This is a genomic window from Frankia sp. CgKIO3 (genome assembly GCF_977946435.1).
The window spans coordinates 1-25630 of sequence record NZ_CDWTMO010000039.1 but is presented as its reverse complement, the minus strand read 5'-3'; the positions used below and the strand labels follow the sequence as shown (position 1 = coordinate 25630).

Annotated in this window: 25 protein-coding genes and 2 pseudogenes; 10 read left to right on the top strand and 17 right to left on the bottom strand. The window is 70.4% G+C overall.

The window, feature by feature from the left end; all coding sequences use genetic code 11:
- Positions 1-481 precede the first annotated feature (481 nt).
- Complete coding sequence (locus AC08OJ_RS07015; protein WP_476592158.1) at positions 482-1267, top strand: SDR family NAD(P)-dependent oxidoreductase; 786 nt, start codon at positions 482-484, stop codon at positions 1265-1267.
- A gap of 530 nt (positions 1268-1797) precedes the next feature.
- Here AC08OJ_RS07015 and AC08OJ_RS07010 read toward each other — a convergent pair.
- The 4 genes from AC08OJ_RS07010 to AC08OJ_RS06995 form a co-directional block, all read right to left on the bottom strand.
- Positions 1798-2073, bottom strand: coding sequence for an SCO4848 family membrane protein (locus AC08OJ_RS07010; protein ID WP_476592159.1), 276 nt, complete (start codon positions 2071-2073; stop codon positions 1798-1800).
- A gap of 32 nt (positions 2074-2105) precedes the next feature.
- Positions 2106-2333 (bottom strand): type II toxin-antitoxin system HicA family toxin, encoded by a 228-nt coding sequence (locus tag AC08OJ_RS07005; protein WP_006542954.1) that lies wholly within the window; start codon positions 2331-2333, stop codon positions 2106-2108.
- On the bottom strand, positions 2330-2551 hold the full coding sequence (locus AC08OJ_RS07000) for a type II toxin-antitoxin system HicB family antitoxin (protein WP_023839758.1): 222 nt from the start codon (positions 2549-2551) through the stop codon (positions 2330-2332). Before AC08OJ_RS07000 ends, AC08OJ_RS07005 begins: the two co-directional genes overlap by 4 nt.
- Positions 2552-2731: 180 nt before the next feature.
- Positions 2732-2806 (bottom strand): hypothetical protein, encoded by a 75-nt coding sequence (locus AC08OJ_RS06995; protein WP_476592178.1) that lies wholly within the window; start codon positions 2804-2806, stop codon positions 2732-2734.
- Between the two features lie 164 nt (positions 2807-2970).
- Between AC08OJ_RS06995 and AC08OJ_RS06990 the strand changes: the two genes are divergently transcribed.
- Positions 2971-3666, top strand: a complete 696-nt coding sequence (locus AC08OJ_RS06990) for an Abi family protein (RefSeq protein ID WP_476595324.1) — start codon at positions 2971-2973, stop codon at positions 3664-3666.
- 94 nt (positions 3667-3760) lie between these two features.
- On the opposite strand, the gene AC08OJ_RS06985 is transcribed toward AC08OJ_RS06990, so the two are convergent.
- Positions 3761-4336, bottom strand: coding sequence for a hypothetical protein (locus tag AC08OJ_RS06985; RefSeq protein WP_476595323.1), 576 nt, complete (start codon positions 4334-4336; stop codon positions 3761-3763).
- Between the two features lie 236 nt (positions 4337-4572).
- Here AC08OJ_RS06985 and AC08OJ_RS06980 point away from each other — a divergent pair, with 236 nt between their 5' ends.
- From AC08OJ_RS06980 to AC08OJ_RS06970, 3 genes and pseudogenes are all read left to right on the top strand, one after another.
- The gene (locus tag AC08OJ_RS06980) at positions 4573-4827 is read left to right on the top strand and encodes a hypothetical protein (protein WP_462188796.1); all 255 of its coding nucleotides are present in this window, start codon (positions 4573-4575) and stop codon (positions 4825-4827) included.
- Positions 4828-5377: 550 nt separating this feature from the next.
- Positions 5378-6424: a DUF1003 domain-containing protein gene (locus AC08OJ_RS06975; RefSeq protein ID WP_476595322.1), complete on the top strand. Its 1047-nt coding sequence runs from the start codon at positions 5378-5380 to the stop codon at positions 6422-6424.
- Between the two features lie 42 nt (positions 6425-6466).
- A pseudogene (locus AC08OJ_RS06970) lies at positions 6467-7294 on the top strand (D-alanyl-D-alanine carboxypeptidase family protein); the annotation flags it as partial.
- 461 nt (positions 7295-7755) lie between these two features.
- On the opposite strand, the gene AC08OJ_RS06965 reads toward AC08OJ_RS06970, so the two are convergent.
- From AC08OJ_RS06965 to AC08OJ_RS06955, 3 genes are all read right to left on the bottom strand, one after another.
- On the bottom strand, positions 7756-8940 hold the full coding sequence (locus AC08OJ_RS06965; RefSeq protein ID WP_476592163.1) for a YihY/virulence factor BrkB family protein: 1185 nt from the start codon (positions 8938-8940) through the stop codon (positions 7756-7758).
- Between the two features lie 87 nt (positions 8941-9027).
- Complete coding sequence (locus tag AC08OJ_RS06960) at positions 9028-9735, bottom strand: 2'-5' RNA ligase family protein (protein WP_476595321.1); 708 nt, start codon at positions 9733-9735, stop codon at positions 9028-9030.
- Between the two features lie 272 nt (positions 9736-10007).
- Positions 10008-10904, bottom strand: coding sequence for a serine hydrolase domain-containing protein (locus tag AC08OJ_RS06955; protein WP_476592165.1), 897 nt, complete (start codon positions 10902-10904; stop codon positions 10008-10010).
- 131 nt (positions 10905-11035) lie between these two features.
- On the opposite strand from AC08OJ_RS06955, the pseudogene AC08OJ_RS06950 reads away from it, so the two are divergent.
- Positions 11036-11449 (top strand): annotated as a pseudogene (locus AC08OJ_RS06950) (hypothetical protein); the annotation flags it as partial.
- A 46-nt stretch (positions 11450-11495) separates the two neighbouring features.
- Positions 11496-12503 (top strand): FAD-dependent monooxygenase, encoded by a 1008-nt coding sequence (locus AC08OJ_RS06945; protein WP_476595320.1) that lies wholly within the window; start codon positions 11496-11498, stop codon positions 12501-12503.
- A gap of 44 nt (positions 12504-12547) precedes the next feature.
- Here the strand turns inward: AC08OJ_RS06945 and AC08OJ_RS06940 are convergent, their stop codons facing one another.
- Entirely contained in the window at positions 12548-13399 is an 852-nt protein-coding gene (locus AC08OJ_RS06940; RefSeq protein WP_476592166.1) for a DUF3017 domain-containing protein, read from the bottom strand.
- Between the two features lie 583 nt (positions 13400-13982).
- On the opposite strand from AC08OJ_RS06940, the gene AC08OJ_RS06935 reads away from it, so the two are divergent.
- Together AC08OJ_RS06935 and AC08OJ_RS06930 are read left to right on the top strand one after the other, a co-directional pair.
- Complete coding sequence (locus AC08OJ_RS06935; RefSeq protein ID WP_476592168.1) at positions 13983-14306, top strand: hypothetical protein; 324 nt, start codon at positions 13983-13985, stop codon at positions 14304-14306.
- A gap of 21 nt (positions 14307-14327) precedes the next feature.
- Positions 14328-14777, top strand: a complete 450-nt coding sequence (locus tag AC08OJ_RS06930) for a hypothetical protein (protein WP_476595319.1) — start codon at positions 14328-14330, stop codon at positions 14775-14777.
- Positions 14778-14890: 113 nt separating this feature from the next.
- Here AC08OJ_RS06930 and purH read toward each other — a convergent pair whose 3' ends face one another.
- The 8 genes from purH to AC08OJ_RS06890 all read right to left on the bottom strand — a co-directional run bounded on the left by purH (position 14891) and on the right by AC08OJ_RS06890 (position 24354).
- Positions 14891-16537: a bifunctional phosphoribosylaminoimidazolecarboxamide formyltransferase/IMP cyclohydrolase gene (gene purH, locus AC08OJ_RS06925; RefSeq protein ID WP_476592170.1), complete on the bottom strand. Its 1647-nt coding sequence runs from the start codon at positions 16535-16537 to the stop codon at positions 14891-14893.
- Entirely contained in the window at positions 16534-17184 is a 651-nt protein-coding gene (gene purN / locus AC08OJ_RS06920) for a phosphoribosylglycinamide formyltransferase (protein WP_476592171.1), read from the bottom strand. Before purN ends, purH begins: the two co-directional genes overlap by 4 nt.
- Before the next feature lie 196 nt (positions 17185-17380).
- Positions 17381-17935 (bottom strand): helix-turn-helix domain-containing protein, encoded by a 555-nt coding sequence (locus tag AC08OJ_RS06915; protein WP_476595318.1) that lies wholly within the window; start codon positions 17933-17935, stop codon positions 17381-17383.
- Between the two features lie 179 nt (positions 17936-18114).
- Entirely contained in the window at positions 18115-19542 is a 1428-nt protein-coding gene (locus AC08OJ_RS06910) for a cell division protein PerM (RefSeq protein ID WP_476592173.1), read from the bottom strand.
- A gap of 20 nt (positions 19543-19562) precedes the next feature.
- Entirely contained in the window at positions 19563-20252 is a 690-nt protein-coding gene (locus AC08OJ_RS06905) for a hypothetical protein (RefSeq protein ID WP_476592174.1), read from the bottom strand.
- Positions 20253-20437: 185 nt separating this feature from the next.
- Complete coding sequence (sucD, locus tag AC08OJ_RS06900; RefSeq protein WP_462203621.1) at positions 20438-21310, bottom strand: succinate--CoA ligase subunit alpha; 873 nt, start codon at positions 21308-21310, stop codon at positions 20438-20440.
- Between the two features lie 25 nt (positions 21311-21335).
- On the bottom strand, positions 21336-22502 hold the full coding sequence (gene sucC / locus AC08OJ_RS06895; RefSeq protein WP_476595317.1) for an ADP-forming succinate--CoA ligase subunit beta: 1167 nt from the start codon (positions 22500-22502) through the stop codon (positions 21336-21338).
- Positions 22503-22920: 418 nt separating this feature from the next.
- The gene (locus AC08OJ_RS06890; RefSeq protein WP_476595316.1) at positions 22921-24354 is read right to left on the bottom strand and encodes a serine/threonine-protein kinase; all 1434 of its coding nucleotides are present in this window, start codon (positions 24352-24354) and stop codon (positions 22921-22923) included.
- A gap of 261 nt (positions 24355-24615) precedes the next feature.
- Here AC08OJ_RS06890 and AC08OJ_RS06885 point away from each other — a divergent pair.
- A partial coding sequence (locus AC08OJ_RS06885; protein ID WP_476595315.1) for a carboxyl transferase domain-containing protein occupies positions 24616-25630 on the top strand: 1015 nt, incomplete at its 3' end.

Sequence of the window (25630 nt, the reverse complement as noted above, 5' to 3'; positions counted from 1 at the left end):
ACGGGCTCATGTATCCGGACGACGACGACGGCCGCGCGTTCGTCGCCGCGAACTCCTCGACCCGCGCCTCGGCAGCCGCCAGACGCGACTCCCACGACACGGACGGGCCAGCCACAAGACCAGATCATCCACGCCCCACAGCCACGATCAAGCAACAGCCACCACGTGTAACCCCAACGCAAACGCCCAGCTCAGCGGACCGCCGTCACGCACCCGTGAATGGACACGTAGTGACCCCCAGCCGTCCGGCGAGCTGACCCCATGACGATCCTTCCCTATGGACGGGGAATCTCGACTTCGCTGTCCACGGAAGCGATATCGTTCCAGTAAGCTTCGCCCGGCATGACCGGACAGTGCCTGTCGCCGGGTTCCACCGGTTCGTGCGGCCGGCCGCGACACCGCCTTCCAGCCGCTCTGGGTAAGGCGTCTGACCACGCTGACCGACCCGGCGACTTCGCCCACGACTCAGGAGCGCGTACACATGAGCGAACGGCTGGACCACATGAGCGAACGGCTGGACGGCACCGTTGCCCTGGTGACCGGTGCGAGCAGCGGCATCGGTGAGGCGACCGCCCGCGAGCTGGCCCGGCACGGCGCCGCGATGGCGCTGGTCGCGCGGCGCGGCGACCGGCTCGAGCGCCTCGCCGCCGACATCACCGGCGCCGGCGGCACCGCCCTCCCCCTCCCGCTGGACATCACCGACCAGGCCCAGGCCGTCGACGCGGTGAAGCGCACCGTGGCGGAGCTCGGTCGGCTCGATACCGTCGTCAACAACGCTGGGATCATGCTGCCCGGGCCGATCCTCGACGCGCCGACCGAGGAGTGGGACCGGATGGTGGCCCTGAACCTGCAGGGCCTGCTGTACGTTACCCATGCAGCGCTGCCGCATCTGCTCACTGCCGCGGACGACGGCCCCCGCCAGGTCGCGGACCTGGTGAACATCAGCTCAGTGGCGGGGCGGCACGCCACCATGGGCGCCGGCATCTACAACCTCACCAAGTTCGGGGTGAACGCGTTCACCGAGTCGCTGCGCCAAGAGGTCACCGCCCGGCACGTGCGCGTCTCGGTGGTCGAACCGGGCTCCGTCGAGACCGAGCTGACGTCCCACATCCGCGAGGAGATCCGGAATATCGTCATGCGCCGCATCGCCGACATCGAGCCGATGCAGTCCGAGGACATCGCGGACGCCGTCGCCTACATCGTCACCCGGCCGCGGCGGGTCGCGATCAACGAACTACTCATGTGGCCCACCGAGCAGGTCGGCTGACACCGTGTCGCGCGGGAACCCCCGGCGCCCACCGCCGGCGGCGGACCCCCTCCTCCGGAGGAAGGGCCGGGGTTCGGGAAGAGCCCCGCTGCTGGTAGCGGTGGCCCGTCTATCCACTCAGTCGTTGGGCGAGGTATGAGCCATCAAGATTAGCCGCGTGCCACAACGAAACGGCCAAGTTCCCAACAAATAGTGAAGTCGTGGCCTGCTGGGTGGCGGATGTGGCATCCACCTCGGTGGCGGTTCTCGTTACGCGACGGCCGGCTACTCGGCGGCCGTCCCCCTAGGCGGCCGTTACGTCGCGGCCCCTCTGCCCGCATGGTCCGCGGCGTGGTATCGGCGAGTTCGGAGGCGGCGAGATGACCATGGCCCGTCATCCCTGGTATCTGATCTGCGAAACTGGTCCGTAGCCGTGCCACGCTGGTGGCATGGCTACGCGGCTGGGCATGCTCTGAAGCCAGGAGGATCACACGGCGTAGAGTCGATCATGACATGGAGCGGTTTCGAAGACTGCCGCCGCTTTCACCATGTCAACGACCCGAATTGATCAGTTTCCTGGATGAGGCACCATCACCGGTATCGCCATGGCGGACGGCGCGTGCGCCGCGGATGCCGAGCCAGCCAACGACGGAACCGATTACGAGGGAGACGACGGTCAGGACCAAGTGCACCGTGAAGAAGCCGGTCGGGCCGTCGTCCCAGGAACGATCATCCTTCCACACGTTCCGAAGGAAATTCGGCCAGATCGCCCACGTCCACACACCCACCGCGATCAGGAACCAGGAAACACGCTTCGACAGAGTCACCCACCCAGCTTGCACCCAGAACCACGCGCAGCTCAGGTGAGCAACGTCCTAAGTTCCTCCGCCTCGATGCCCGCCTGACGCAGAACAGAGGCGAGCGTGCCCGTCGCCAGCTCCCGGTGAAGCGGGACGATCACGACCCGGGCGTTCTCCTTGTGCCTCAGCTTGCAGTGCGAGCCACGCGTGGCGACCTCCTCGAAGCCGGCACGCCCCAGAGCCTTCACCACCTTCGCCCCGGAGACCCGAGGCAGCGCGGGCGTCACGCCGACAGGCGGATGTCCAGCGGAGCGACGATGGGACCGTCCGCAGCGGTCACGGGGAACGGCTGGTCCTCGAAGTACAGCTCCAGCGCCTCGCGAAGATTTGCCAGCGACTCCTCGACGCTGGCTCCCTGGCTGGTCACCTCGACCTCCAGAGCCCGTGCCACGTACCAGTCGCCCTCATGCGTGACGACAGCCGTCAGCCGCGCCGCTCGCTCCATGGAGATCAGCCTAGCCGTCCCTACCACTCCTGGCGAAGCGCTCACCGTCACCCCCTCGACATGATCGACCAGACCTCTGTCGACCATACGAGCGGAAACGATCTCTAACGGCCCGGGTACACACGAGAGACACAAGACCACTCCCGGCCCCGGGGAGTACCTAGGTCATAAGTGAATGTTCTACAAGTTTGGCCAGATGGCCCACGTCCACACACCCACCGCGATCAGGAACCAGGACGCGCGCTTCGACTCCAGTCACCCCACCGGCGGCGAGCCGCGGTCTTCGTGTGGGGGCGCGAGTTCGGCCACGTAGATCGCCCTAAGGCGGGCGGACAGACAAAACCCCGGGGGGCATGCCGCCTGAGCGGTAGAGGCCATCCGGGGTGTCCACCTCGAAAGTCTAGAAGACCGGTAACCCGATGTCGAACGCCGTGACCCCGTCGCACGCCCTCGCGGTCCAGCTCCGGCGCAGGCTGAGCGCCGAACGCCTCGATCCGTACGAACGGGTCTGCAACCACGACCTCGAGCGGGCAGTGGCCCTGTACGAGTGGAACAGCAGCATCAGCGCCGCGTTCCACGAGGTCCTCGGGCTCTTCGAGATCGTCCTGCGCAACGCCCTGCACGACCAGCTCACTCTCTGGCATCAGCGCCAGCGAAGGCCCGGCCAGTGGTACGACGACCCGGCCGGCATCCTCGAAGCCCATCGACGGCAGGACATCGCCGACGCCTACGTCAGGTTGCGGCGCGACGGGAAGGTCATCACGCCTGGTCGGATGATTGCCGAGCTGACGTTCGGCTTCTGGCGCTACCTCCTGACCAGGCGATACGAGGGAACCCTGTGGACTCCCGCACTCCGCCGCGCGTTCCCGAACCTTCGCCCGGCACAACGGACCCGGATCTACAACCCCGTCGACAGCCTCGTTCGGCTCCGCAACCGCGTCGCGCACCACGCACCAATCCACAACCGACCACTCGCGACCCTCCACCATGATCTGCTGCGTGTCGCCGGGCACCCCGACGGCGGTGTCGAAGAATGGATCCGCGGCCGAAGCCGAGTGCCCATCCTCCTGTTGTCACGACCGCCGCAACCGCCACAGCACCTAGGCCATAAGTGAATATTTTACAAATTCGGCCAGCTACCCTACGCTCAGACACCGGCCGCGATCAGGAACCACGATCCGACGACTATGGCCTTCGATGTCCCGCGGCTCACGCTCGCAGGTGCTGGAGCGGCCCGGCGAAGGTCCGCATCACCTCGCTGAACGTCGTCTCAGGGCGGTAGGCGGGCGGCTGGACCGATTCCCCGGCCCCGCTGTGGGCCGCTCCGAACCGCATGGTCCACAGCATCGTCTCGGCCACCGGGAGGGTGGCCACGACCGCGTCGTTCTCGTCCTCCAGCTGGCCCGTCAGCCAGGAGACGCGGTCCGACTGCAGCGCGCAGACATAGATCATCTCACCGGCTGCGTTACCCGGGGCCGCACGCAGCCGCGCCGCCTGGTCCCCGGCGGCCAAGGCCTCGCCCAGCCGGTCGGCGACCAGCTGACGTTCCCACAGCTGCGCATCCTGGGCGATCCGGACGACGACGCCACCGCACAGCCTCCGCTCGACGTGGATCTGCGCGTCGGTGTCGGTGTCCTCACCGAAGTACCACGCGAGGACGTCGGGCAACGCGGCCCGCAGCTCCGCGGCGGACGGCTGGGCCATCGCCAGCCCTGGGCACTGCGGGGACCAGGCTGACCACGAAGGCCCGTCATGCCGCACGATCAACGAGACGGGCCTACCCACGATAGATCATCTCGCGCGACTCCTCCGCCGTCCCGCCGCTTTGATCAGTATCCGCGCTTCCCCCGCTGCCCGGGAGCACTTTGCGGTAAAGGTCGGACCGATTACGCGCAACACCGGCCTGTCCCGCACAACACCGACCTCTCCCGGACGACGGTCTGGTCACGGGCGGCACCGACACGGAGGATGCGCAAGGGATACGCAAGACGGGCAAGACGGCGGGATGACGGGAGGGAGCGATGGAGGGGGCCGACGACATCCGGGGGCGCCGGATCGAACCAGACGAGGGAATGCTGTTGCGAAGGCTGCGCCTTGCCGCGCTCGCCGATGCTCCTTCGGCGTTCTGGCAGACCCTGGCCGAGGCGAGCGCGCGGCCCGCCGAGGAGTGGGACGCCCGCGCCCGCGCCGGGACCCGCGCCACCCGCGCCACGGTGACGGTCCCCGCTTCGGGTGACGTCATCGCGACCGATATCACGGGTGCCCCAGTGGGTTAGGGAACAACTCCGGCGGTTATCCTTGACAAGCCCCCGAAAAATCCTCTAAGGAGGACCAGCGCGAGGAGGTGGCCGCTGTGAGTCCTGGCGGGTGCTCCAGTAAAGGCCGCTTCCTGCTCGTGGACGTCAGCCAGCGCTGAATCCCGGGCCGATGAGCGCGCACCGTCGCGCCCGGCCCGCGTCCACGGAACCCGGGTAGACGACGCCCGGGGCACTGTTCGGAAGTCCGGCCTGTTCGGACGCACGGCCCTCCTGTCCGGTGCAGCCGTGCCGTCGGCGACGGCGTCTCCGGCTCGGGAATCGATGGTCACCGCGATCTCCCGGCCCGATCGGTTCGTGCCGGTAGCGCGGATCCACCCTGTCCCGGCCGGGCTTCCCTGATCCGTCCGGGTCGGCAGTCGCATGGGCCGCGAGCAGTGCACAAGCAGGTGCGGTCGATCGAAGTCGTGTCGACCAGAGGTCGCCGTGGCGGTGCCGCCCGCGGCCTGCTCGAGGAATGCGCACTCACAGCTGTCCGGCGGTGACTGGGGCGCGCGGAGGGGGATCTTCCATGAGCATCTCAACATCACGGGCCGCGGGACGTCGTGGTGCCTGCACCGAGCGTCTCGACCTGCCCGCTTCCGGCCGGGTCACACTGATCCCCCGGGGCATGGACCGGGAATCGGTCAGTCGCTTCGCGGAGGCCATCGCCCGTTTCCTGGGAACCGGGCGGTACCTCGCCATTCAGACCTGTATCGTGATCGTCTGGATAGCCTTGAACATCGCGCTACCGCTGCTGCGGTGGGATCCCTACCCTTTCATCCTGCTGAACCTGGCCTTCTCGACCCAGGCCGCCTACGCGGCGCCGTTGATCCTGCTCGCCCAGAACCGACAGGACGACCGTGACCGTGCCTCGCTGGCCGAAGATCGGGCGGCCGCTGTACGTATGCGGGAAGACACCGAGTTTCTCGCGCGTGAGATCGCCGCGCTCCGGCTTGCCCAGAGCGATGCGGCGACCCGGCAGTACGTGCGCGGCGAGCTGGCCGGCCAACTCGAATCTCTTCGCGGCGACATCGAGAGCCTGGTTCGGGACGCGGTTCGCGTTCCGCACCAGACGGCGTCGGATGAACGGAAGCCAACCGCGGCACGATCGTCGTCACGGCACGGCGGGCCGGCGTCCACGGCCGGTGGTGGCCTCCGGGAAACGAGCGACCCCGAGACCGAGGACCCACCCGCCACGGGCAAGCCGAATGCCGGGAATCCGGAACGCCCCCGGCGGCCCAAGCACCACAAGCGCAGGAACACCACGGGTGTGAGCACGACCGGCATCCTCCCTCGCTCCACGGACGCCGGGTATGCCACCCGCACCGGGAACCGCGAAAACGGCGGTCCCGACAGGAAGACGACGCCGACCATCGCCACCGGTCCCACCCCGGAGACCACGCTCGACGACTCCACCCGGGAGGCCAGCGCGACGACGCACCTCAAGAACAGAGGATTCACAACACACGGGCACCATAGCCTCTCTGCCCATACGGGCTCCTCCTGGCATTCAATGGGAAAGCCGCAACCAGTGGATTCCTCCACAGGAAACACCCACTCGCGACACGGGTCGTGACCACCCTTCTGCGGAACGGGGAAACCCAGTAGCGTTCGACAGGTGCGTGTCCCCTGTCCGCCCCGGCATGACCCGTGTCGCCTCCGCGGAAGCCTCGGGCGGGCGCTGGTGGCCGTGGCGGTCCTCGGAGCGATTCTCGCCCCGTTCCTGAAGATCGTTCCGGCGGCCGCGGCCGTCCCACTCGCCGCACCGGCACCCACCGCCGCCTCCGACTCCGCTCCCCCGGCCGGTCTCACGGCCGCCGAGTGGCTTGTCGCGGACGCGGGAAGCGGCGCCATCCTCGCCGCCTACCGCCCCCACGCCCAGGATCTCCCGGCCAGCACGATGAAAATCCTTACCGCGCTGACCGTGCTGCCCGGCCTGCCGCCGGACCGGGTCGTGACGGTCGACGAGAACGCCCCTCGGGTGGACGGCACGAAGGTCGGTCTCGTGCCGGGGGTCGGATACACCGTCCGTGACCTGGCGACTGCCATGCTGATCTCCAGCGGAAACGACGCGACCATGGCCCTGGTCCAGGCGAGCGGGGGAACCCCCGCCGTGCTGCAGCGGATGAACGCTCTGGCCAGGTCGCTCGGCGCGACGGACACCGTCGCCGGTGACCCGACCGGGCTGGACAGTCCGGGCCAGGTCACCAGTGTGCACGACCTAGCCGTGCTCGGTCGGGCGGCGTTGGACAACCCGACGGTGCGGAGCTACCTGACGATCCCGCGCGCCTCGCTCGCCGGCCGGGGGGGTACCCGCTTCGAGATCCAGAACCACAACGCCCTGCTGCGTTCCTACGAGGGGGCTATCGGGGTGAAGAACGGCTACACCATCGCGGCCGGCGCGACGTTCGTCGGCGCGGCCACCCGCGACGGCCACACCCTCATCGTCGCCCTGCTGCGGACGGCTCCCGCCTACGGCAAGGACGCACGCGCGCTGCTCGACTGGGGTTTCGCGCACGCCGACACGGTCACCCCGGTCGGGTATCTCGCGAACCCCAGGGCGACGGCGCCGGCGTCGAGCGGGCCCGCGGGAGACCGGCCCTCCGTCAGCCCGGCGGGTCCAGGGATCGTGCCAACCGCCGGCGCGGCAACAGCCTCCTCGCGGCACGGAGTCGCCCGCGCGGGCGATCCTGGCAGCGGCATCGGCCCGATAACCTGGATTGCGATCGGCTGCACCGTCGTGGCATGCCTGCTCACCGCGCTCACCCGTCGAGCCGCCCGAGTGCGTCGGCACCGGCGGCGGCACGCGGCGGCGGGCCTCCGGGACGTCGAGCGCCCGTCGGGTCGGCCGCCCGCACCGCGCGACGGACACGTGTCCGTGAGGCTGAGGCCGGCGGCCGGACCTGATCAGTCCGACCTGCTGGATGTCCCCGAGGGTATGCGGCGGCGCAGGAGTGCCCGTACCCGGGCGGGGATGGGCACCGTGCCACGCGGGCTGCCCTCCGACGCCACCCGCAGCGGTCCGGCCAAGGATGGCTTCGCCGATGACGAGTCGGATGAAGCCGGCTCGAGCGGCGTCGAGCCGGTCTGGGAGCCGGACACCGGGCGGCGGGAGGCCTCCGGGTTCGGCGAGCCGCTCGACCGGTAGGACGCCGGCCCCGCGGATCCCGGCCCCGCGGATCCCGCACCCGCGCTCCCCGCCGCCGCGTGGTCGGCCGCCTCGGCCACGGAATGCCGGGCTGCCGAACCGGAGGGGAAGACGTCGGAGTTGTAGGGCGCCGTCACGGTCCAGGCCGCGACGAACAGCGTCCATCGCATGGCGATGTTGATCCAGATGAGCAACCCGACGATCACCGCGAACGTACCGTACACCGGATTGCTCATGGTCTGCCCGACCAGCCAGGTACCGACGATCTTGAGGATCTCGACTCCGACGGCGCCGAGCACCGCACCCCGGACCGTCCGCACCCGGTCGGTCTGCTGCGGCAGCCGCCAGAACAGATAGAGGAAAACCGCGGTGTCGATCGCGAGGGCGACGAGCAGGGCCAGCAGGCCGGTCACCCAGGCCGCGGCGGTGCTGCCGGACAATCCGATCCAGCTCAGGAATGACCCGGTGGCCGAGGTCGAGAGGCTGGTCACGACGAGTGAGGCCAACAGAGTCAGCCCCAGTCCCGCGAGCACCGTGACATCCCGCAGCCGCCGGGTGATGATGTTGCCAACGTCGATGTCCTGGTGCCATACGAGACGGATAGCACCCCGCAGCGCGTCGATCCACGCGAGTCCGGCGAGCAGGAGGCCGGCAAGACCGATAATGCCCACGCCGACCTTGGCGTTGCCAATCGAGGCAACGTCGAGCTTGTCCGCCAAGCCCGGAAGATAGTCGTTGATCTGCCGGGTCAGGCTCTCCTGCACATCGGGGTACGCGTCCACGACGAAGCCGGTGACCGCGAAGGCCAGCGCGACCAGCGGGAAGAACGACAGGAACGCAAAGTAGGTCGCCGACGCCGCGAGACGATCACCGCCGTCGGCTGTGTAGCGGGAATATGCCCGGATGAGGTGATCGAGAAACGGACGTTTCCGGCGTACTGCCACAGCGGTGCCGGAAACCGTCCCGACACTGGCCCGTACCGCCTGACGAGGTCCCGCCACATTCGTTACTGTCCCCCCGGCGACGCGCGCTTACTCCCGAGATCCGAGTGTGGCGTGTCGCCCCCCGCCGCCCACCGGTTCCGGCCCACGCGCAGGGCGACCGAACGGGAAGAAGCGTAATTGCCGCCAGCGCAGGTCGGCGCCTCTTTCATACAGCCCGAACCCGTTGACTTCGAACTGCGCCTGATATTCGGCGAGCGCATCGAAGGCGCGGTCCAACGCGTCCTCGGCGAGGTCGTGCGCGACGGTGACGTGCGGATGGTAGGCGAAGCTGAGCGGCCGGTCGAGAGGACCGGACCGCACCACCGCCGCCAGTTTCTCGCACCGGAGGATACCCATGGCGAGGGCGACGAACACGACCGGGGACAGCGGCCGGAACGTGCCGGATCCCCGCAGGCGGATGGTGAACGGGGAGTTCGCCCGCGCCGCCCGCGCGAGGTGGCGCTCGATCACGGGCAGGTCCACGAGCCCGACGGAGGTCGGACCCAGCAGGGTGACGTGCGGGACGATGAGGGCTGCGTTCGGATCGCCGAGTCGCTCCCGCCAGTCCTGAAGCTCTGTGCGGTACGGCTCGGGGATGCCGATCGCCACGCCGATGTCCACCCGACCCGCGGAATCGACCGGATCGACCGGATCGACCGGATCGACCGGATCGACCGGAACAACCGGAACAACCGATTCACCGGGATCAACGGCCGGGACAACCTGGACGGTATGACCGTTCACCCCCTCAGTCATGCGGGACCGGCTCCCCGACGAAAGCAGCGACGCTCGCTACTCTGCGTATCCATGCCTGCCTGCGCCGGGTGAGGAACCGGCCGTCGGGATCGGTCTCGCCGAGGAAACATGCCGACATCATGGCCCATGAGCCACGGCCGTCCCGCGCGGACCATGGGAAGGAGATCTGGATTCCAGATCATGACCAAAAGCTGACAATGCCCTCGGAAGAAACCGGCATCCGACCGGAAACGGTCACTGACGGCCGCGCCGCCCCCGCCCTTTCTCGCACGTCACGCCGAGCGGTTTGCGGACCACGAGGGGGCCTGCGCCAGGATCGCGTCCGCCAGCGGTGGCCAGGCTCGCTGGGCCCACTCGCCAAAATCACGATCACAAAGAGTCACACATGCGAGGCGGGCGACGGGATCCACCCACAGGAAGGTCCCGCTCTGCCCGAAGTGGCCGAAGGTCGACGGCGCGTTGGAGCTGCCCGTCCAGTGCGGGTGCTTGTTGCCGCGGATCTCGAAGCCGAGTCCCCAGTCGTTGGGGGTCTGCTGGCCGAAACCCGGCAACACGCCGGCAAGTCCGGGAAAGGCGACCGAGATGGCCGTGGCGAACGTCGCGGAGGTGATCAGCGTCGGGGCGAGGAGCTCGGCAGCGAAGCGTCGCATGTCGGCAAGCGTCGCCGTCACGCCGGAGGCCGGGGATCCCGTCAGCCGGGCACCGTGCATCCCGAGGGGCTCGAAGACCGCCTGGGCGAGGTAGTCGGCGAAGGCGATGGTGGTCGCCTTCTCCAGCGTCTCCCCCAGCCGCTCGAACCCGGTGTTGGAGTAGATGCGACGGGTACCCGGGGGGGCTAATGTGCGGGTCCCCGAGAACGCGAGCCCGGAGGTGTGGGCGAGTAGATGAGCCACGGTGGACCTGGGGGGTCCGGCGGGATCGTCAAGCCCGATCGCGCCCTCCTCCACGGCGATCAGGACCGCATAGGCGCTGAGCAGCTTCGACACCGAGGCCAGCCGGAAGGGGTGATCGAGTGGTCCGGTCCGCGCCACCTCCCGGACCCGCGGGGTCACCGCTGCGTCCGGCCACCCGGACCCCGCACCCGGTCCGACCGCCTCGTCCGCCCGGCCCATCACCGCGACCGCGACGGTCTCGACCGGCCACGCCGCCACCTGTCCAAGAGCGTCCACGTTCCGCACTGTACGAGGTTTTCCCGCCGGTCCCGACGACCCGGGCACCCGGTCCACCCCGCGGGCCGGGCGAGGCGGGCGAGGCGGGGCATGCGTCCACCGGGGGGCAGCCGGCTGCGAGACTGGCTGGCGTGCAGACCCTCACATCCTCGTCCGGCCCGCCCGCCCCGCGTGACGAGCACCCCGGAGAGAACGCCACTACGGAGGCCCGAGGATCCGGCGTGACCCCGAGGGACGGCGTGGATCCGAGGGACGGCTCAGGTCCGCGGGAGCGGGCGGGGAGACGTGACATCACGGGAACCGCAGGACCACGATACGTAACGGCAGGACCAGTCAAGGACGCTGACACGATCACCGTCGCCACCCCGATCGTGCGCGTGGACGAGGCGGTCGATCTACTTTCCCGCACGATCGACGTCCTTGTCGTCGGGGGCGGCCCGGCCGGCAGCGCGGCGGCTCTGGGCGCCCTGCGAGAACGCCCGGACGCACACGTCGTCATCGTCGACGTCGCTGAGTTCCCCCGGGACAAGACCTGCGGTGACGGCATCGCCCCGCACGGCCTGGACGTCCTGCGTGATCTCGGCGTGACCGATGCGGTCGCCGGGTACCGGCCGGTGGACCGCATGCGCCTGCGCACCCCAGGGGGCGCCGAGGTGGCCACTCCCTCGGCCCGAGCCAACTACGTGGTACCCAGGGAGGTCTTCGACGCCCGTCTCGATGGCCGCGGCCCAGGCACGTGGGGCTCAGCTGATCCAGCGGCGCGTGCGGTCCCTGGAACTTACCGACCGGCCGCGCCTGGACGGTCGGGGACGGGAGCCGGTCGTCGTGGTCAACGGCACGCTCACGGCGCGGATCGTCATCGGCGCGGACGGCGCGAACTCCGCGGTACGCCGCGGGCTCGGGCTGCCGGGTAACCCCCCCCGAGGCGATGGCGATCGCCGTGCGGGCCTACACCGACGTCGCCTTCGACGACGGCCCCCCGAACAGTTCATCCACATGACCGACGAGGGTTGGCCGGCCTACGCCTGGTCGTTCCCAATCGGCGACGGCCGTGCGAACATCGGCTACGGGATGCTGCGGTCCCGGCTGGCCGGCGGGACGGACGGAACGAGCGCCAAGACCGTCCTGCGCCGCACGCTCGCCCGTATGCTGCCCGAGACACCGGCGCATCCAGCCACGCTGCGGGCCCATCATCTGCCGCTGTCGACCCATCGCCCCCGGCAGCCGAACGGTCCCGTGCTGCTCGCCGGGGACGCGGCCTCCCTGATCAACCCCCTGACCGGGGAGGGCATTTACTACGCGGTGCTGTCGGGGTCGCTGGCCGGGCATGCCGCCGTCCGCGCGGCGCACCCGGCCAGCGCGGGCCGGGTCTACCGACGCGCTCTCGACGCGGAGCTGGGACGGCATCTGCGGCACACGGCCCTGCTGGCCGGTCTCGCCGGGCGGCGCCGCACGCTGATGGACGCGGCGGTGCGGGCCGCCCGCACTCGTACCGAGCTGTACGACACGCTCGTCGAGATCGGACTGGGCCGCGGCACGATCCCGGCGAGTTCCCTGACCCGTCTGGCGATGCGGCGCACCATGACCGGCCTGCGCTAACCCGCCACGGCCTGCGCTAACCCGTCACGGCCTGCGCTAACCCGTCACGGGCCGATATAGGGAACGGCGAATGTGAGGATTATCACAGATACTCCAAACAGAAGGAGAATACCCACATCGAAGGCCCGCCCCCGCACCGCCAGCAGGCCGATCCGCCGTGCCGGCAGCACCAAACGGGCCAGAGCGGCCATCACCAGGACCACGCCGACGACCACCATTCCTCGGCGCCATCTGTCCTGGAAGACCAGCACCAGCCCGACGGTGACCCCGGCGAGCACCAACGCGAAGGTGGCCTCCCGCCGTAGCCAGCCGCCGATCCCGCCCCCGTCGCCACGCCCGGCAGTCCCGGCCCCGGCGGGTGCGCCGGGCGTGACGAATGGTGGCGGGGAGGCAGCTGGGACCGGTGTTCTCCGGGATCCGGAGATGGTCCCTGCCACTGGTGGCCCAGGCTCCGCACCGACCGCCGACTTCCGGTGCTCCTCGGGGCCGACCAGCGGGGAGGACACCGGACGCCACGGGTCGTGCGATGGGATGCCGTCGCCCTCGACCCGCTCCGGTGGGGACGATCCGGGCGGACCCGGGGCGGCCGGCGGGGCCGGTGCCGGCGGAACGGGACGGTCGAACCGACGCAACCCGCGATACTCGGCGGGAAGGCGCTCGTCACGATCCTCGATCGGACGGAAGACGTCGACGCGGGTGGTGCCCGGCCACGACGGACGCCGCCGGTCCGCTTCCGCCCCAGCGCGGCGCAGCGGCAGCTCTGCCCGCTCCGCCCGGGGATCGGGCGCCTCATGTCCGCCGGAATATCCGTCGGATCGGTACCGCCCCCCCGGCCCGGGGCGGCCTGGATCACCCCCGGGTCGAGCCGGGCCGGAGCCGCGCACCGCGTCGGTCACCCTCACCTCCGGCAGCGGTTGGGATCTCCTGCTGGACAGTGGCCCCGTACGGGACATGGTGGCGTCCCCGCCATCATCGGCGACGGCTTCCACCCGAGTGCAGGATGCATCGAACACCAATCCAACCAGGACATCGGTCCTTACCAACACACGGTAGGCCGCCTGCGGCATCCGGCGCCCACGGACGCACGAGAGCACGGCGGGGCCACGCCGAGGCGGGGGCCGGGTGTCGACATCCCACTCGCCGGCCCCAGCGTCTCCCGGCCGCAAGCCGAGATCGTTCGACGCGGCCCGTATCTCTGCGTCTCGAGTCTCTACGTCTCCAGACGCAGGGCTGTCCCGAAACGGCGCCCGGTGAACGGCCGGCCCGTCGGGCGGCGGATCCTCCACGACGGCGATCTGCCCGATGCCACGACCTGCCGGAGCGGGGGATAACCACCCTATATCATATGCCAGCGGTCAAAGATGCGATTACCCCATCCGAACACATCACGCGCACAATATGCAACATCCCCGCCTATAGGCATCATGCAGGCTTAGGGCGGACTTCCGGCCGCAGTGCCCAAGTGGGATGGAGCGTGACGTGACAGACGAATCACCACACAGCAAGCAGCTGCAGGAACTGATGTTCCGGGCCTGGGAGACCTTCGGGGACGCCCGACACCTGGACAGCGACGACCGAGTGTTCGTCCAGGCGCTGGCGAGGCAGACAGCGGATCGGATCTCGGTGCTCTACGGCGCGAGCTGGCGCGACGCCCTGGACTGGGTCGCCCAGCGCTATGTGCCGAACGGCGACCAGCTCGGCGGTGCGCTCGCGGCGGCGGCCAGCCCGATGGCGACGACGTCCAACGGCAGCGCCAGCGGGCGTCGGGGCTCGGCAGCCGCGGAGGCGAACGCCGCCTCGTGAAGTGAGGGCACCGAACGGCGCATGGCGCCGTTGGGCGGCGCCACGGACGAACCACCAGAGCCACCAGAGCCGGTCGGAACATCGACCGAGGCCAGCCGGCCGGCGGGTCGGGACAGAACGTCCGGGGACAGACGACCGGGCACCGATCAGCAGTCGTCCGGTCCGCTATGGCCATCCGGAGCGGACGAGCGGACGGGAGCCCGGCCCGGCGCGGCCGCGGCCGGACTGTCGCTGTCCCAGGCCGATCATCGGCCTGACAGTGATCATCTACCGGAGGTCAGCCAGCGTCCCGGACGCCTGCCCAGTGCCCGACCGGACACCCGCACCGACGCGCCGGGGGCGCCCGGCGTCGTGGCGAGCGACGGCACCGGCACCGGTGTCGCCGGCGACACCGGCGAGTCGACTCCTTCGATCGAACTGGAGTATCGGCGTACGGACGGGCATCTGCGATGGGGCCGCCGATTCCGGTGAAGACATGCGCTGGTGAAGAGATGCGTGCCGGGGCCGCCGACGACTCCTCGGCAAAGGCTTCGGCCGGTGGCTGGCGGAACATACGCCGGTGCCACCGGCCTGGTGGCCCGCTGTCAGTGCGCGAAGTGGCGGACACCGCTGAAGTAGAGCGTGACGCCGGCCTCTCGGGCGGCCGTGATGACGAGCTCGTCGCGCACCGACCCGCCCGGTTCGACCACGGCCCGCACCCCCGCCTCGGCGAGCACCTCGAAGCCGTCAGGGAACGGGAAATAGGCGTCGCTCGCGGCGACGGCCCCCTTCGCCCGGTCCCTGGCCCGGGTCACCGCGAGCCGGGCCGCGTCCACCCGGTTCACCTGGCCCATCCCGACGCCGACGGTGGCACCGCCGGACGCGAGGAGGATGGCGTTCGACTTCACCGAGCGCACCGCCCGCCAGGCGAACCGCAACTCGGCCAGTAGGGCCTCGTCCGCAGGTGATCCCGCCTCCAGCGTCCATCCGGACGGCTCGTCGCCCGGCGCCTCGACGGCGTCCCGCGACTGCAGGAGCAGGCCTCCGCTGATCTGACGCAGTTCGATCCCGCGCTGGTGCGGCGGCGGCGGGCACTCCAGCAGCCGGATCGACGGCTTACGGGAGAGGATCTCCACCGCGGCGGGTTCGTATGCCGGTGCGACGACGACCTCGGTGAAGATCTCCGCGATCTGTTCGGCGAGCTCGACCGAGACCGGACGGTTGGTCGCGATCACCCCGCCGAAGGCGGAGACCGGGTCGCAGGCATGCGCCTTGCGGTGGGCCTCGGCGATGGTGGCGCCGACCGCGATGCCGCAGGGGTTGGCGTGCTTGATCACGGCCACGGCGGGCTCGGTGAAGTCGAACACTGCTCGGCGGGCGGCGTCGGTGTCGGTGTAGTTGTTGTAGGACATCTGCTTGCCGTGCAGCTGACGGGCCGAGGCGAGGCCGGGCCGACCCCCGGCGTCGCTCTCCACGTAGAGCGCGGCGCGCTGATGGGGGTTCTCGCCGTAACGCAGGACCTCCGTACGGTGCCACTGCGCGGACAGCACGTCGGGCCATCCGCTCTCCCGCGCCACCTTGTCCGGCGCGACGGCGCCGGCGAACCACGAAGACACGGCGATGTCGTACGCCGCGGTGTGGGCGAACGCCTTCGCGGCGAGCCGACGGCGAGCGGGAAGATCATATCCGGATCCGCGGACTGCGGCGGCCAACTCGGTGTAGTCGCCGGGTGTGACGACGACGGCGACCGACGCATGGTTCTTCGCCGCCGCGCGGATCATGGCCGGACCGCCGATGTCGATCTGCTCGATCACCTCGTCCTCGCTCGCACCGGAGGCGACCGTCGCGGCGAACGGATACAGGTTGACGACGACCAGGTCGAACGGGGCGATGTCGAGTTCGGCCAGCGCCGCGGCGTGCTCGGCGTTACGCAGATCGGCCAACAGACCGGCGTGCACGTGGGGGTGCAGCGTCTTGACGCGACCGCCCAGCACCTCCGGAAAGCCGGTCACGGTGCTCACCGGTGTGACCGCCAGCCCGTGACGGGCCAGGACGTCGGCGGTCGAACCGGTCGAGACCACCTCGACGTCGGCCACGAGGAACGCCTCCGCGAGGACGTCGAGCCCGCTCTTGTCGTAGACGCTGACAAGCGCCCGTCGCAGCGGCCGCCGCCCGGTGGGGACCACTTCGCCGGGCTCGGATCCGCGGATAGCCCCGCCCTCGCCGGCCACACCTTCGCCCGATGACGTCATGATTCCTCCTGTATCCAAACTTCTACCGATGCGGGAGACCCATGCTCGCCCCGTCGAGGTCCGGCCGGGGCCGAGTCGCCGCTCCCGGCCCGCACGATCTCGCCGATCGTCGCGACGAACAGTCCTCGCTCGACGCTCTGGATCCGTGCATGAAGTGTCTGCTCGGTATCGCCTGGCTCAACCGGCACCGCCCGCTGAGTGATGATTGGACCGGTGTCAACGCCTTCGTCGACCCAGTGCACCGTTACCCCGCTGACCTTCACCCCGGCGGTCAACGCGTCACGCACCGCGGTGGCTCCCGGGAAGGCGGGCAGCAGCGACGGGTGGGTGTTGATCGTCCGGAACCGGCCGATCACCCGGGCACTGAGAATCTTCATGTAGCCCGCCAGGACCAACAGATCGGGCGCGAACTCGGCGATCCGCCCGGCCGTCGCGGCGTTGAAGGCATCCCGGTCCGCGTGGTCCTCGAGACGAACGATGAACACCGGGACCCCCGACGCCCGGGCCCGCCGTTCCGCGCCGGTGCCATAGCGGTCGGTGCCGACCGCCACGACCGCCGCGCCGAACCCGGGGTCCGCGGTTGCGTCGAGGATCGCCTGCAGGGTGGTTCCCGCTCCCGAGGCGAGCACGACGAGACGAGCAGACACAGACACACTCCGTAAGCAGAATCGGGCGACACGACGAGCCGCCCGCTGCGCAACCGCCATCTGCGGACGGCGGCGGAACAATGGCCGGTCCGACTGTACTGACTCGACCAGCTCCGCCGCTTCCCGCCGGAAACGCGCGCACCGGCGCCCGCCGGGCGCGGCCCGCCAGGCAGCCACCTGAGCCCGGGGCTGCCGATCATGCCGCCGGAACCCATCCGGCGAGGAGATCTGCCAGCCACGCGTCGATGGCCTGGGCGGACGGGACCTCGCAGGCCGCCGGAGACGACAGCCCGTCAGCCAACGAGCGCAGCCCCGCACACCCGTCCTCCTCATCCCCACCCGTGCCGCCCGCTGCACAGGTGCACCCGGCGGAGGCCGCGGGGCCCGCACCTCCCTCGAAGCCCTCATCGAGCTCGCCGTAGTCCCGCCCGTCCAGCAGATCACTCGGCCGGCACAGGTAGAGCTCAGCCAGCCGTGACAGGACCTGTGTGGAAGGCGCCCGGCCGCCCTTGGCCGGCCAGCTCTCCCAGTACGAGAAGGTCTTACCGGTCTTGGCCGGCCCCGAACCGGGCCACCGCTCGTTCCAGCGGCGTGCGGCCTCCTCCTGCGTCCAGCCGTGCGCGAGGCGGAACGCGACGAGCGCGCTCAGGTGATGGCGGGTCTGCAGTCTTCGGGCGATACGGCGATAGGACCAGCCCAGCTCCCGCAGGCGAAGTGCTTCAGCCCGGATACGGGCGACCGTGACCGCCACGACGACCTCCGTGAAGATGATCCAGTGCGGTCACGGTAACCGACGGCGCAGACAGTTTCGGAGGCCGACGGGGTGCCGGGCAGGCGGGGAGGGAGCGGGCGGGGAAAGGTCCCCGCCGGGCGGGGAGCTGCGGGCCCACAGACCTCGAGGAGGCCGCGGCAGCGGGGCCGCGAGGCCGGTCAGGGGTGTCGTCGTGACAGCCGGGCTGACGACCATGAGCCGGACGGTTGCAGCCTGCGCCACCAGGAGGGCGCCGCCGCGTCGTCGGCGACGAACGGCCGCTCGGCCCGACGGGCCGCCAGGTCGATGCCGCCGATCAACAGGAGTCCGACAAGCGCGGTCTCCCCCCCGGCAATCAGGCCGCACAGCCATCCGGACGAGGGACCATAGTGGTTACCCTGACCCGTCACGGTCCCGACCTGTCCCATCGACACTTGGACCGCCAGACCCACGAGGACACCGCAGACCACCGCCCCGAGCAGGACGGTCAGGATGCGAGCCCGGGAGCGGCGTCCCAGGCTCGCCCGATGGACCATGACAGTAAGCACGACGCCGGCCACGACGGGCACCAGCGCCAGCACAAGCCACCCGGGCCTGGGTAACGCGCTCGGCGGAAGGGCCGCCAGCACCGGGAGGTCCGGCAGGTCGGCCGGGCGGACGACATCCGCCCGGACCAGACCCGGACCCGTTCGAAATCCTGGTCCGAGGGCGTAGGACAGACCCCAGAGGACCAGGTTGGGTAGCAGCGCAAGCTGGGTCGCCGTGAGCCCGAGACCCCCGAGCACGCCCACGTCGAGCGAGCGCTCGGCGGCGGCGACCTCGGGCTCGGTCGCCGCGAGCACCAGCGCGACCCCGAACGCGGCGGCCGCCAGCAGCGCCATGAACGCCGCCGCGCCGGACAGCAGGGGGACGCGCAGCATCACGGGCAGCATCCGCCATGCCGTGCGCAGCCGATGGCGGCCGGCCAGCGCGCCGAGCAGGGCGGCCGGTATCCCGAACGCGACCGTCCCCAGCGCCGCAGAACCGGGGGTCGGCCGTACCGAGTGCGTGCGCACGATGAGCGCGACGACCACGACGAAGAGAGTCTGGGCGCCCACGACGCCGATGACGTCGCCTGCCACGGCCCGCCAAGGGACCCCGACGGCGCCATCCGACCGGCAGCGGCCCCCGCGGGAGTCCCCGAGGTCCGCCACCGAAGCGGCGGAGCGCCCTCCGCCGAGCCGGGCGGGCCGCAACCGCGACACCCGGCCCAGGGGCGTCCGGTTGAGAACGGCATGCGACTGCAGCGGTGCCGCGCTCGCCCGCCGATGTGCCGCGCTCAGCGTCGCGGCCAGCGGAAAGAGGGCGAGGCCCAATGGCCGGAACGCGATGATCCCGTCAGGGAGCCGCAGCGTCGTTCCGTGAGCGGCAAGCCACAGATCGGCTCCGACGCGCAGAGCCGCGGCGGGTCCGGTGGAGGAGCCGGTGTCGGCTCCCCACACAACCAGAACGACGAATTCGATGAATATCAGGCCCGCAGCCGACGCGGCGACCGCCTCCGCCAGGGGTCGTCCGCCCCGCTGCCAGATCCGATCGGCAAGGCGCCGCGGCAGTCTGGGCGGCTGCATGGAGGCGGGCACGTATCGGATCAACGACCGGGAGGAGGCTCCTGCTGGCCGTAACCACCCGGCGGAGGCGGCTGCTGGCCATAACCTGGGGGCGACTGAGCCTGACCCTGCGACGGCTGCCCGTACCCCGTGGGCGGCTGGCCGTAACCGGGAGTGGGCTGCTGGCCGTAGGGCTGACCGTAGGGCGGCTGCTGACCACCATACGGAGGCCAGGCGCCCGGCTGACCGGGCCCGGTGGGACGGGCACCCGGACGGCCGGGAATGGGCGCTCCGCTCGCCAGCGCCGTGAGCACACCGAAGACGGTCTGCACGATCGTCAGCAGCAAGGCGAGGTAGAACCCGAAACTCGGCCCGGCGTCCACCCCGCTCGGCACGTCGGGGAACCGGATCCATCTGATCAACAGCAGAAGGACGGCGAACGCCGAGACGGCCGGCAGTATCCACAGGATCGAGACCGGACCAACGTCCGGGATGCGGACGTTGGCGGCGACGCGCGCCGTCACCAGACCGGCGACCACGACCACCAGGAACACCGGGAACCAGGAGTTGAACCCGAGCCCCCAGGCGTTTTTGTGAGCCTCCGCCGAGCGGCCGAAAAACCCCAGGCTCACCGAATACCACGGCAGGAAGCTCACGATGAACGTGACCGCCCCAGAGACGACCACCCCGATGTCGTTGGTGGCGACGCTACGACCGCCGATCTGTGCCACGACGGCAACCCCACTTCGTCTGGTCGGTCGGTGCGGAGACGAGAGCCGTCGATGCACCGATGCAGAAGTCTTGCAACCGTCGGAAGCGAAGGGAAGACGTCCGTCCCCGAAGCCCCGCGGCCAAGACCCCTACCTGTCCCGATGATGAGCCCCCGCGGGACGCGGGGCTCATCATCGGGACAGGCCTACAACGACCGCATGATGTCAGCCATCAGCCGGGCGGTCTCCGACGGGGTCTTGCCAACCCGGACGCCGGCCTTCTCCAGGGCTTCTTTCTTGGCCTGCGCGGTACCGGACGAACCGGACACGATGGCGCCCGCGTGGCCCATCGTCTTGCCCTCCGGCGCGGTGAAGCCGGCCACGTAGCCGACGACCGGCTTGGTCACGTGCTCTTCGATGTGCGCCGCGGCCCGCTCCTCGGCGTCGCCGCCGATCTCACCGATCATCACGATCGCGTCGGTGTTCGGATCGGCCTGGAAGGCGTCGAGCGCGTCGATGTGCGTGGTGCCGATGACCGGGTCGCCACCGATGCCGACGCAGGTGGAGAAGCCGAACTCCCGCAGCTCGTACATCATCTGGTAGGTCAGCGTGCCGCTCTTGCTGACCAGGCCGATGCGCCCGCCGGGGGTGATGTCGGCCGGGATGATGCCGGCATTGGACAGACCGGGGCTCGCGATACCCGGGCAGTTCGGCCCGATGATCCGCGTCGTCGCCTTGTACTGGGAGTAGGCGAAGAACTCGGTCGTGTCGTGGATCGGCACGCCCTCGGTGATGACCACCGCGAGCGGGATCGCCGCGTCGATCGCCTCGATCGCCGCGTCCTTGGTGAACGCGGGCGGAACGAAGATCACCGAGGCGTTGGCGCCGGTCTGCGCCATCGCATCGGCGACGGAGCCGAACACCGGCACGCCCTCGACCTGCTGGCCCACCTTGCGCGCGTTCACGCCGGCGACGACGTTCGTGCCCGCGGCGAGCATGCGGCGGGTGTGCTTGCTGCCCTCCGAGCCGGTGATGCCCTGCACCACCACCCGGCTGTTCTCGTCAAGCCAGATAGCCATCGGTTCGCAATCCCCTTCGCCCAGGTCAGGCCGCGGCCGCGGCGAGCTCGGCGGCGAGCTTCGCCGCGCCGTCCATCGTGTCGACCGGCTTGACCACCGGCAGGTTCGCCTCGGCCAGGATGCGGCGGCCCTCCTCGGCGTTGTTACCGTCGAGGCGCACCACCAGCGGGGTGCTGACGTCGCCGACGATCTTCAGGGCCTGCACGATGCCGTTGGCCACCGCGTCGCAGGAGGTGATGCCACCGAAGATGTTGACGAAGACGCTCTTGACCGCCGGGTCACCAAGGATGATCGACAGACCGTTTGCCATGACCTCGGCGGACGCGCCGCCGCCGATGTCGAGGAAGTTCGCCGGGCGCTTGCCGCCGAACTCCTCCCCGGCGTAGGTCACCACGTCGAGGGTGGACATGACCAGGCCGGCACCGTTTCCGATGATCCCGACCTCACCCTCGAGCTTGACGTAGTTGAGGCCCTTCTCCTTGGCCTTCTGCTCCAGCGGGTCGACCGCGGCCACGTCGACGAACGCCTCGTGCTCCGGGTGGCGGAAGTCGGCGTTGTCGTCCAAGCTGACCTTGCCGTCGAGGGCGACGACCCGGCCGTCACCGGTGAGGATCAGCGGGTTGACTTCGACGAGGGTGGCGTCCGACTTGAGGAACACGGTCCAGAGCTTGGCCAGCAGCTCGCTCGCGCCGTCCAGAGCCGCCTCGGGCAGCTTCGCCGTGACCGCGATCTCGCGCGCCTTGGCCGCGTCGACTCCCCTGAGCGGGTCGATCGCGATCCGGGCCAGCGCCTCCGGCTTGGTCGCCGCCACCTCCTCGATCTCCATGCCGCCCTCCCGGGAGGCCATGGCGAGGAAGGTGCGGTTCGCCCGGTCCAGCAGGAAGGATGCGTAGTACTCCTCGGCGATGTTGCTGGCTTCCTCGACGAGCACCGAGTGGACCGTGTGGCCCTTGATGTCCATGCCGAGGATCGCTGTCGCCTTCGCGAAGGCGTCATCCGGCCCGTCGGCTACCTTGACGCCACCGGCCTTGCCCCGGCCTCCGGTCTTGACCTGCGCCTTGACGACGACCTTGCCACCGAGCTCGGTGGCGATCGCGCGGGCCTCCTCGGGGGTGGTCGCGGTCTTCCCGGTGGGCACCGGTACGCCATGTTCGGCGAACAGCTTCTTCGCCTGGTATTCGAAAAGATCCACGGTCCGTCCAGTCGGATGCGGTCGTTACGGGTTGGGATACGTAGAGCTGCACAGAACGCCTGCGAGCCTACTGACGAGGGCGTTACAGCGCGCGCCACGCGCTGTGCACCACACCGCCGTCGCCGGCGGCCCACGGGTGGAATCGAACGGGCCGATCCGGCGCATCCCTCGACTCGGTCCGGGGCCCCGGCAGGTCGATACAGGACAGATACAGGACAAATGAGTGTGGACACCCACCGTGCCGAGGGCGGCTTCCGCCCCACCGTCCTCAGAGCGCGGGTCCGCCGGGAGCCGCTGAGCGTGACCGACGGGACCTGCCCTACGCCGTCCCGTGTCCGACGTCACGAAAGTTAAGACCCTCATTATGTCGGAAATCACACGGAAGAAACACCGATCGTGGCCAGCCCCTCCGGACCAGTCAGAAGAATTTCAGGATAACGACAATCAAGATCATCGTTAGTCCGATCCCGAGCCAACCCAGGCCGATACCGACGGCCGCCACCGTGGCGCCACGCTTATCCCGGCGGCGGATCCGAACCCGCGCAACCAGTCCCACTACGACAGCCGCGGCACTGCCAATCCCGAAGATCCAGAGTACCGCCAAGAGAACCGACAGCATCGCGCCGCTGTTCCAGTGCCGGCGCCGCGGCGCCTCGGCCCGCCGAGCGTCGGTCCACAGCCCGACCCGCAGCGCAGCCGGTCGACCCGCTGGCGGGAAGGCCGACGGATCGGGAGGACGCGCCGGCGGAGTCGGGTCGCTGGGGCGATAGGTCACCTCCGACCGTCCCGGATCGGACGCCACGTCCGCGGCGGCGGTCGCGCCCCGACGCTCCGCGGGCGCCTGATCCGCCCACTTCCCCGGGAAAACCGCTCCCGACGGTGGCGGGGAGACCGGTCGCGGCGGTGCCGCGGGGGATAATAGCACGGCGGGCCGAAAGGCCGACGCGGGTGGCGGCGGTCCGACCGGCCACAGGCCGGGTGCCGGGCCCGGTCCCTGCACGTCCGGCGCCCAGCCACCGGACGGGTCGGCCTCGGTGACCCCACGCACCTCCCGGCCTACCAGCGCGGCCAGCAGCGAGGCGGCGTCCGGCCGCTCCCGCGGGGCCTTGGACAGCGCCCTCGCGACCAGGTTGAGCAGGTATCCGGGGAGCGCGTGGAGATCGGGAGAGTCCCGCTGTACCCGGACGGCAAGCAGGTCCGGCGTCTCGGCATGGAAGGGATGCCACCCCGTCGCCGCGTACGTCATGCAGCTCGCCCAGGCAAAGACGTCCGCTGAGGCGTCCGACGGCTCGCCGCGCATCTGTTCCGGTGACATCCAGGCCAACGTGCCGATCACATGACCGGTGCGGGTCAGCGTGGCGCTGTCGGTCAGGTGCGCGACCCCGAAGTCGATCACCTTGGGCCCGTCCCAGGCCAGCAGGATGTTGGACGGCTTGAGATCACGATGGACGACACCGGCGGCGTGGATGGCGACCAGCGCGTCGGCGAGGCCGACGGCGAGACCCCGGACGAGGTGGTCCTCCAGCCGACCGCGGGCCCGGACGGCCTCGGCCAGGCTGGTCCCCTCGACGTACTCGGTGACCATCCACGGCGCCGCGGCCTCGGTGTCGGCGTCGAGCACGGCGGCCACCGCCGTGCCTCGCACGCGCAGCGCCGCCCGCACCTCACGTTCGAAGCGGCTGCGGAACTCCTCGTCCTCGGCGAGATCCTCGGCAGCGACCTTCACCGCAACGGGACGCCGATCCGGGGCGAAACCGAGATACACGGTCCCCATCCCGCCGGCACCGATCCGGTTCTGCAGACGGTACGGGCCGATTTGGCGAGGATCGTCCTCCATCAGCGGTGTGAGCATCGCTCCCTTCGCTGCGCCCCTCGCTGCACCGGTGTAGCAGGTTCGATCCGGGTTCCCATCCGCCCAGGGGGCTGTGGGTGAAAGAGTATGTCCCCGGCCGCCATCGGCCGAAGGCGCGGTGCGTCGCAGGCGTGCGGGCCCGCGAGCACCCGCCGGCCACCCGCCGGCGGGGAGTGCCCGTCCGTGTTCCACGACACCGTTCCACGACACCATGGCCGCGACGACGGGCATCCGGTCGGCCCCGGGCGCGAAAATGCAGGCGTGGACAGCGACACCCGGCCGGGCCAGGAGACGACCGCCGACTGGCGCGCCGCCCTGCTCGCAGGCATCACCCTGCGGCCCGCCACGGCCGCGGCCGTCAACCGACTGGGCTGGCCCGACTACGACGGTCGACCGGCTCTGCGCTGGGGCGAGGGCGCGGTGGCCGGCATTCCTGCCGTGGTCGCGGTCTGGGATTTCACGGTTTACGGGGGAAGCTTTGGCGAGCGGGACGCACGTGGGTTCGCCGAGGCCGCCACCGCGGCCGCAGCCAGCCGCCGTCCCCTGGTGTCGTTCCTGCGCAGCGGTGGCACCCGCTTGCAGGAAGGGGTCGCCGGACTCGTCGGACTGCCCCGAGCCGCACTGGCGCTCGCCGCGCTGGACGCGGCGGGGGTCGGTCACATCGCCGTCGCGGACCAGCCCACCACCGGTGGTGTCTGGGTGACGATCGGCTCCCGCGCGGACCTTCGGTGCGCGGTACGCGGGGCGACGGTCGGCTTCGCCGGGCCTCGGGTGGTCGCGGCGGTCACCGGCACCGCCCCGTCTCCGGGCAGCTACACCGCAGGCTCGGCGTACGCCGCCGGGCTGGTCGACGCGGCGGCGGCGCCCAGGGCGGTCCAGGCGTGGCTGCGGCGGGCTCTGACCGGCCTGGCGGGTCTACCAGATCGGGAGAGCCGGGCTGGTCCAGGTACCCGGACCAGCCCGGGCGGCCAAACCACTCCGGGCGGATCGGGCGATCTGGCAGACGGAGGCGACCTGGCAGACGGATCGGACGGCGGCCCGTCACAAGCCGACGACGAGACCACCCTCCCCGTCCCGCCCGACGATCCGGACACCCGAACCGGGTCCGACGGACCTGCGCCGGGGGCTGAACACGTCGCCGCGCGCTCCGGGTGGGCGCAGGTGCGGGCGGCCAGGGACGGCATCCGACCGGACGGCATCGAGGTGCTGCAGACGCTGCTTCCCGACGGCGTCGACCTGGTCGGGCCGGATCCCCGGGTCGTGGCCGGTGTGGGGG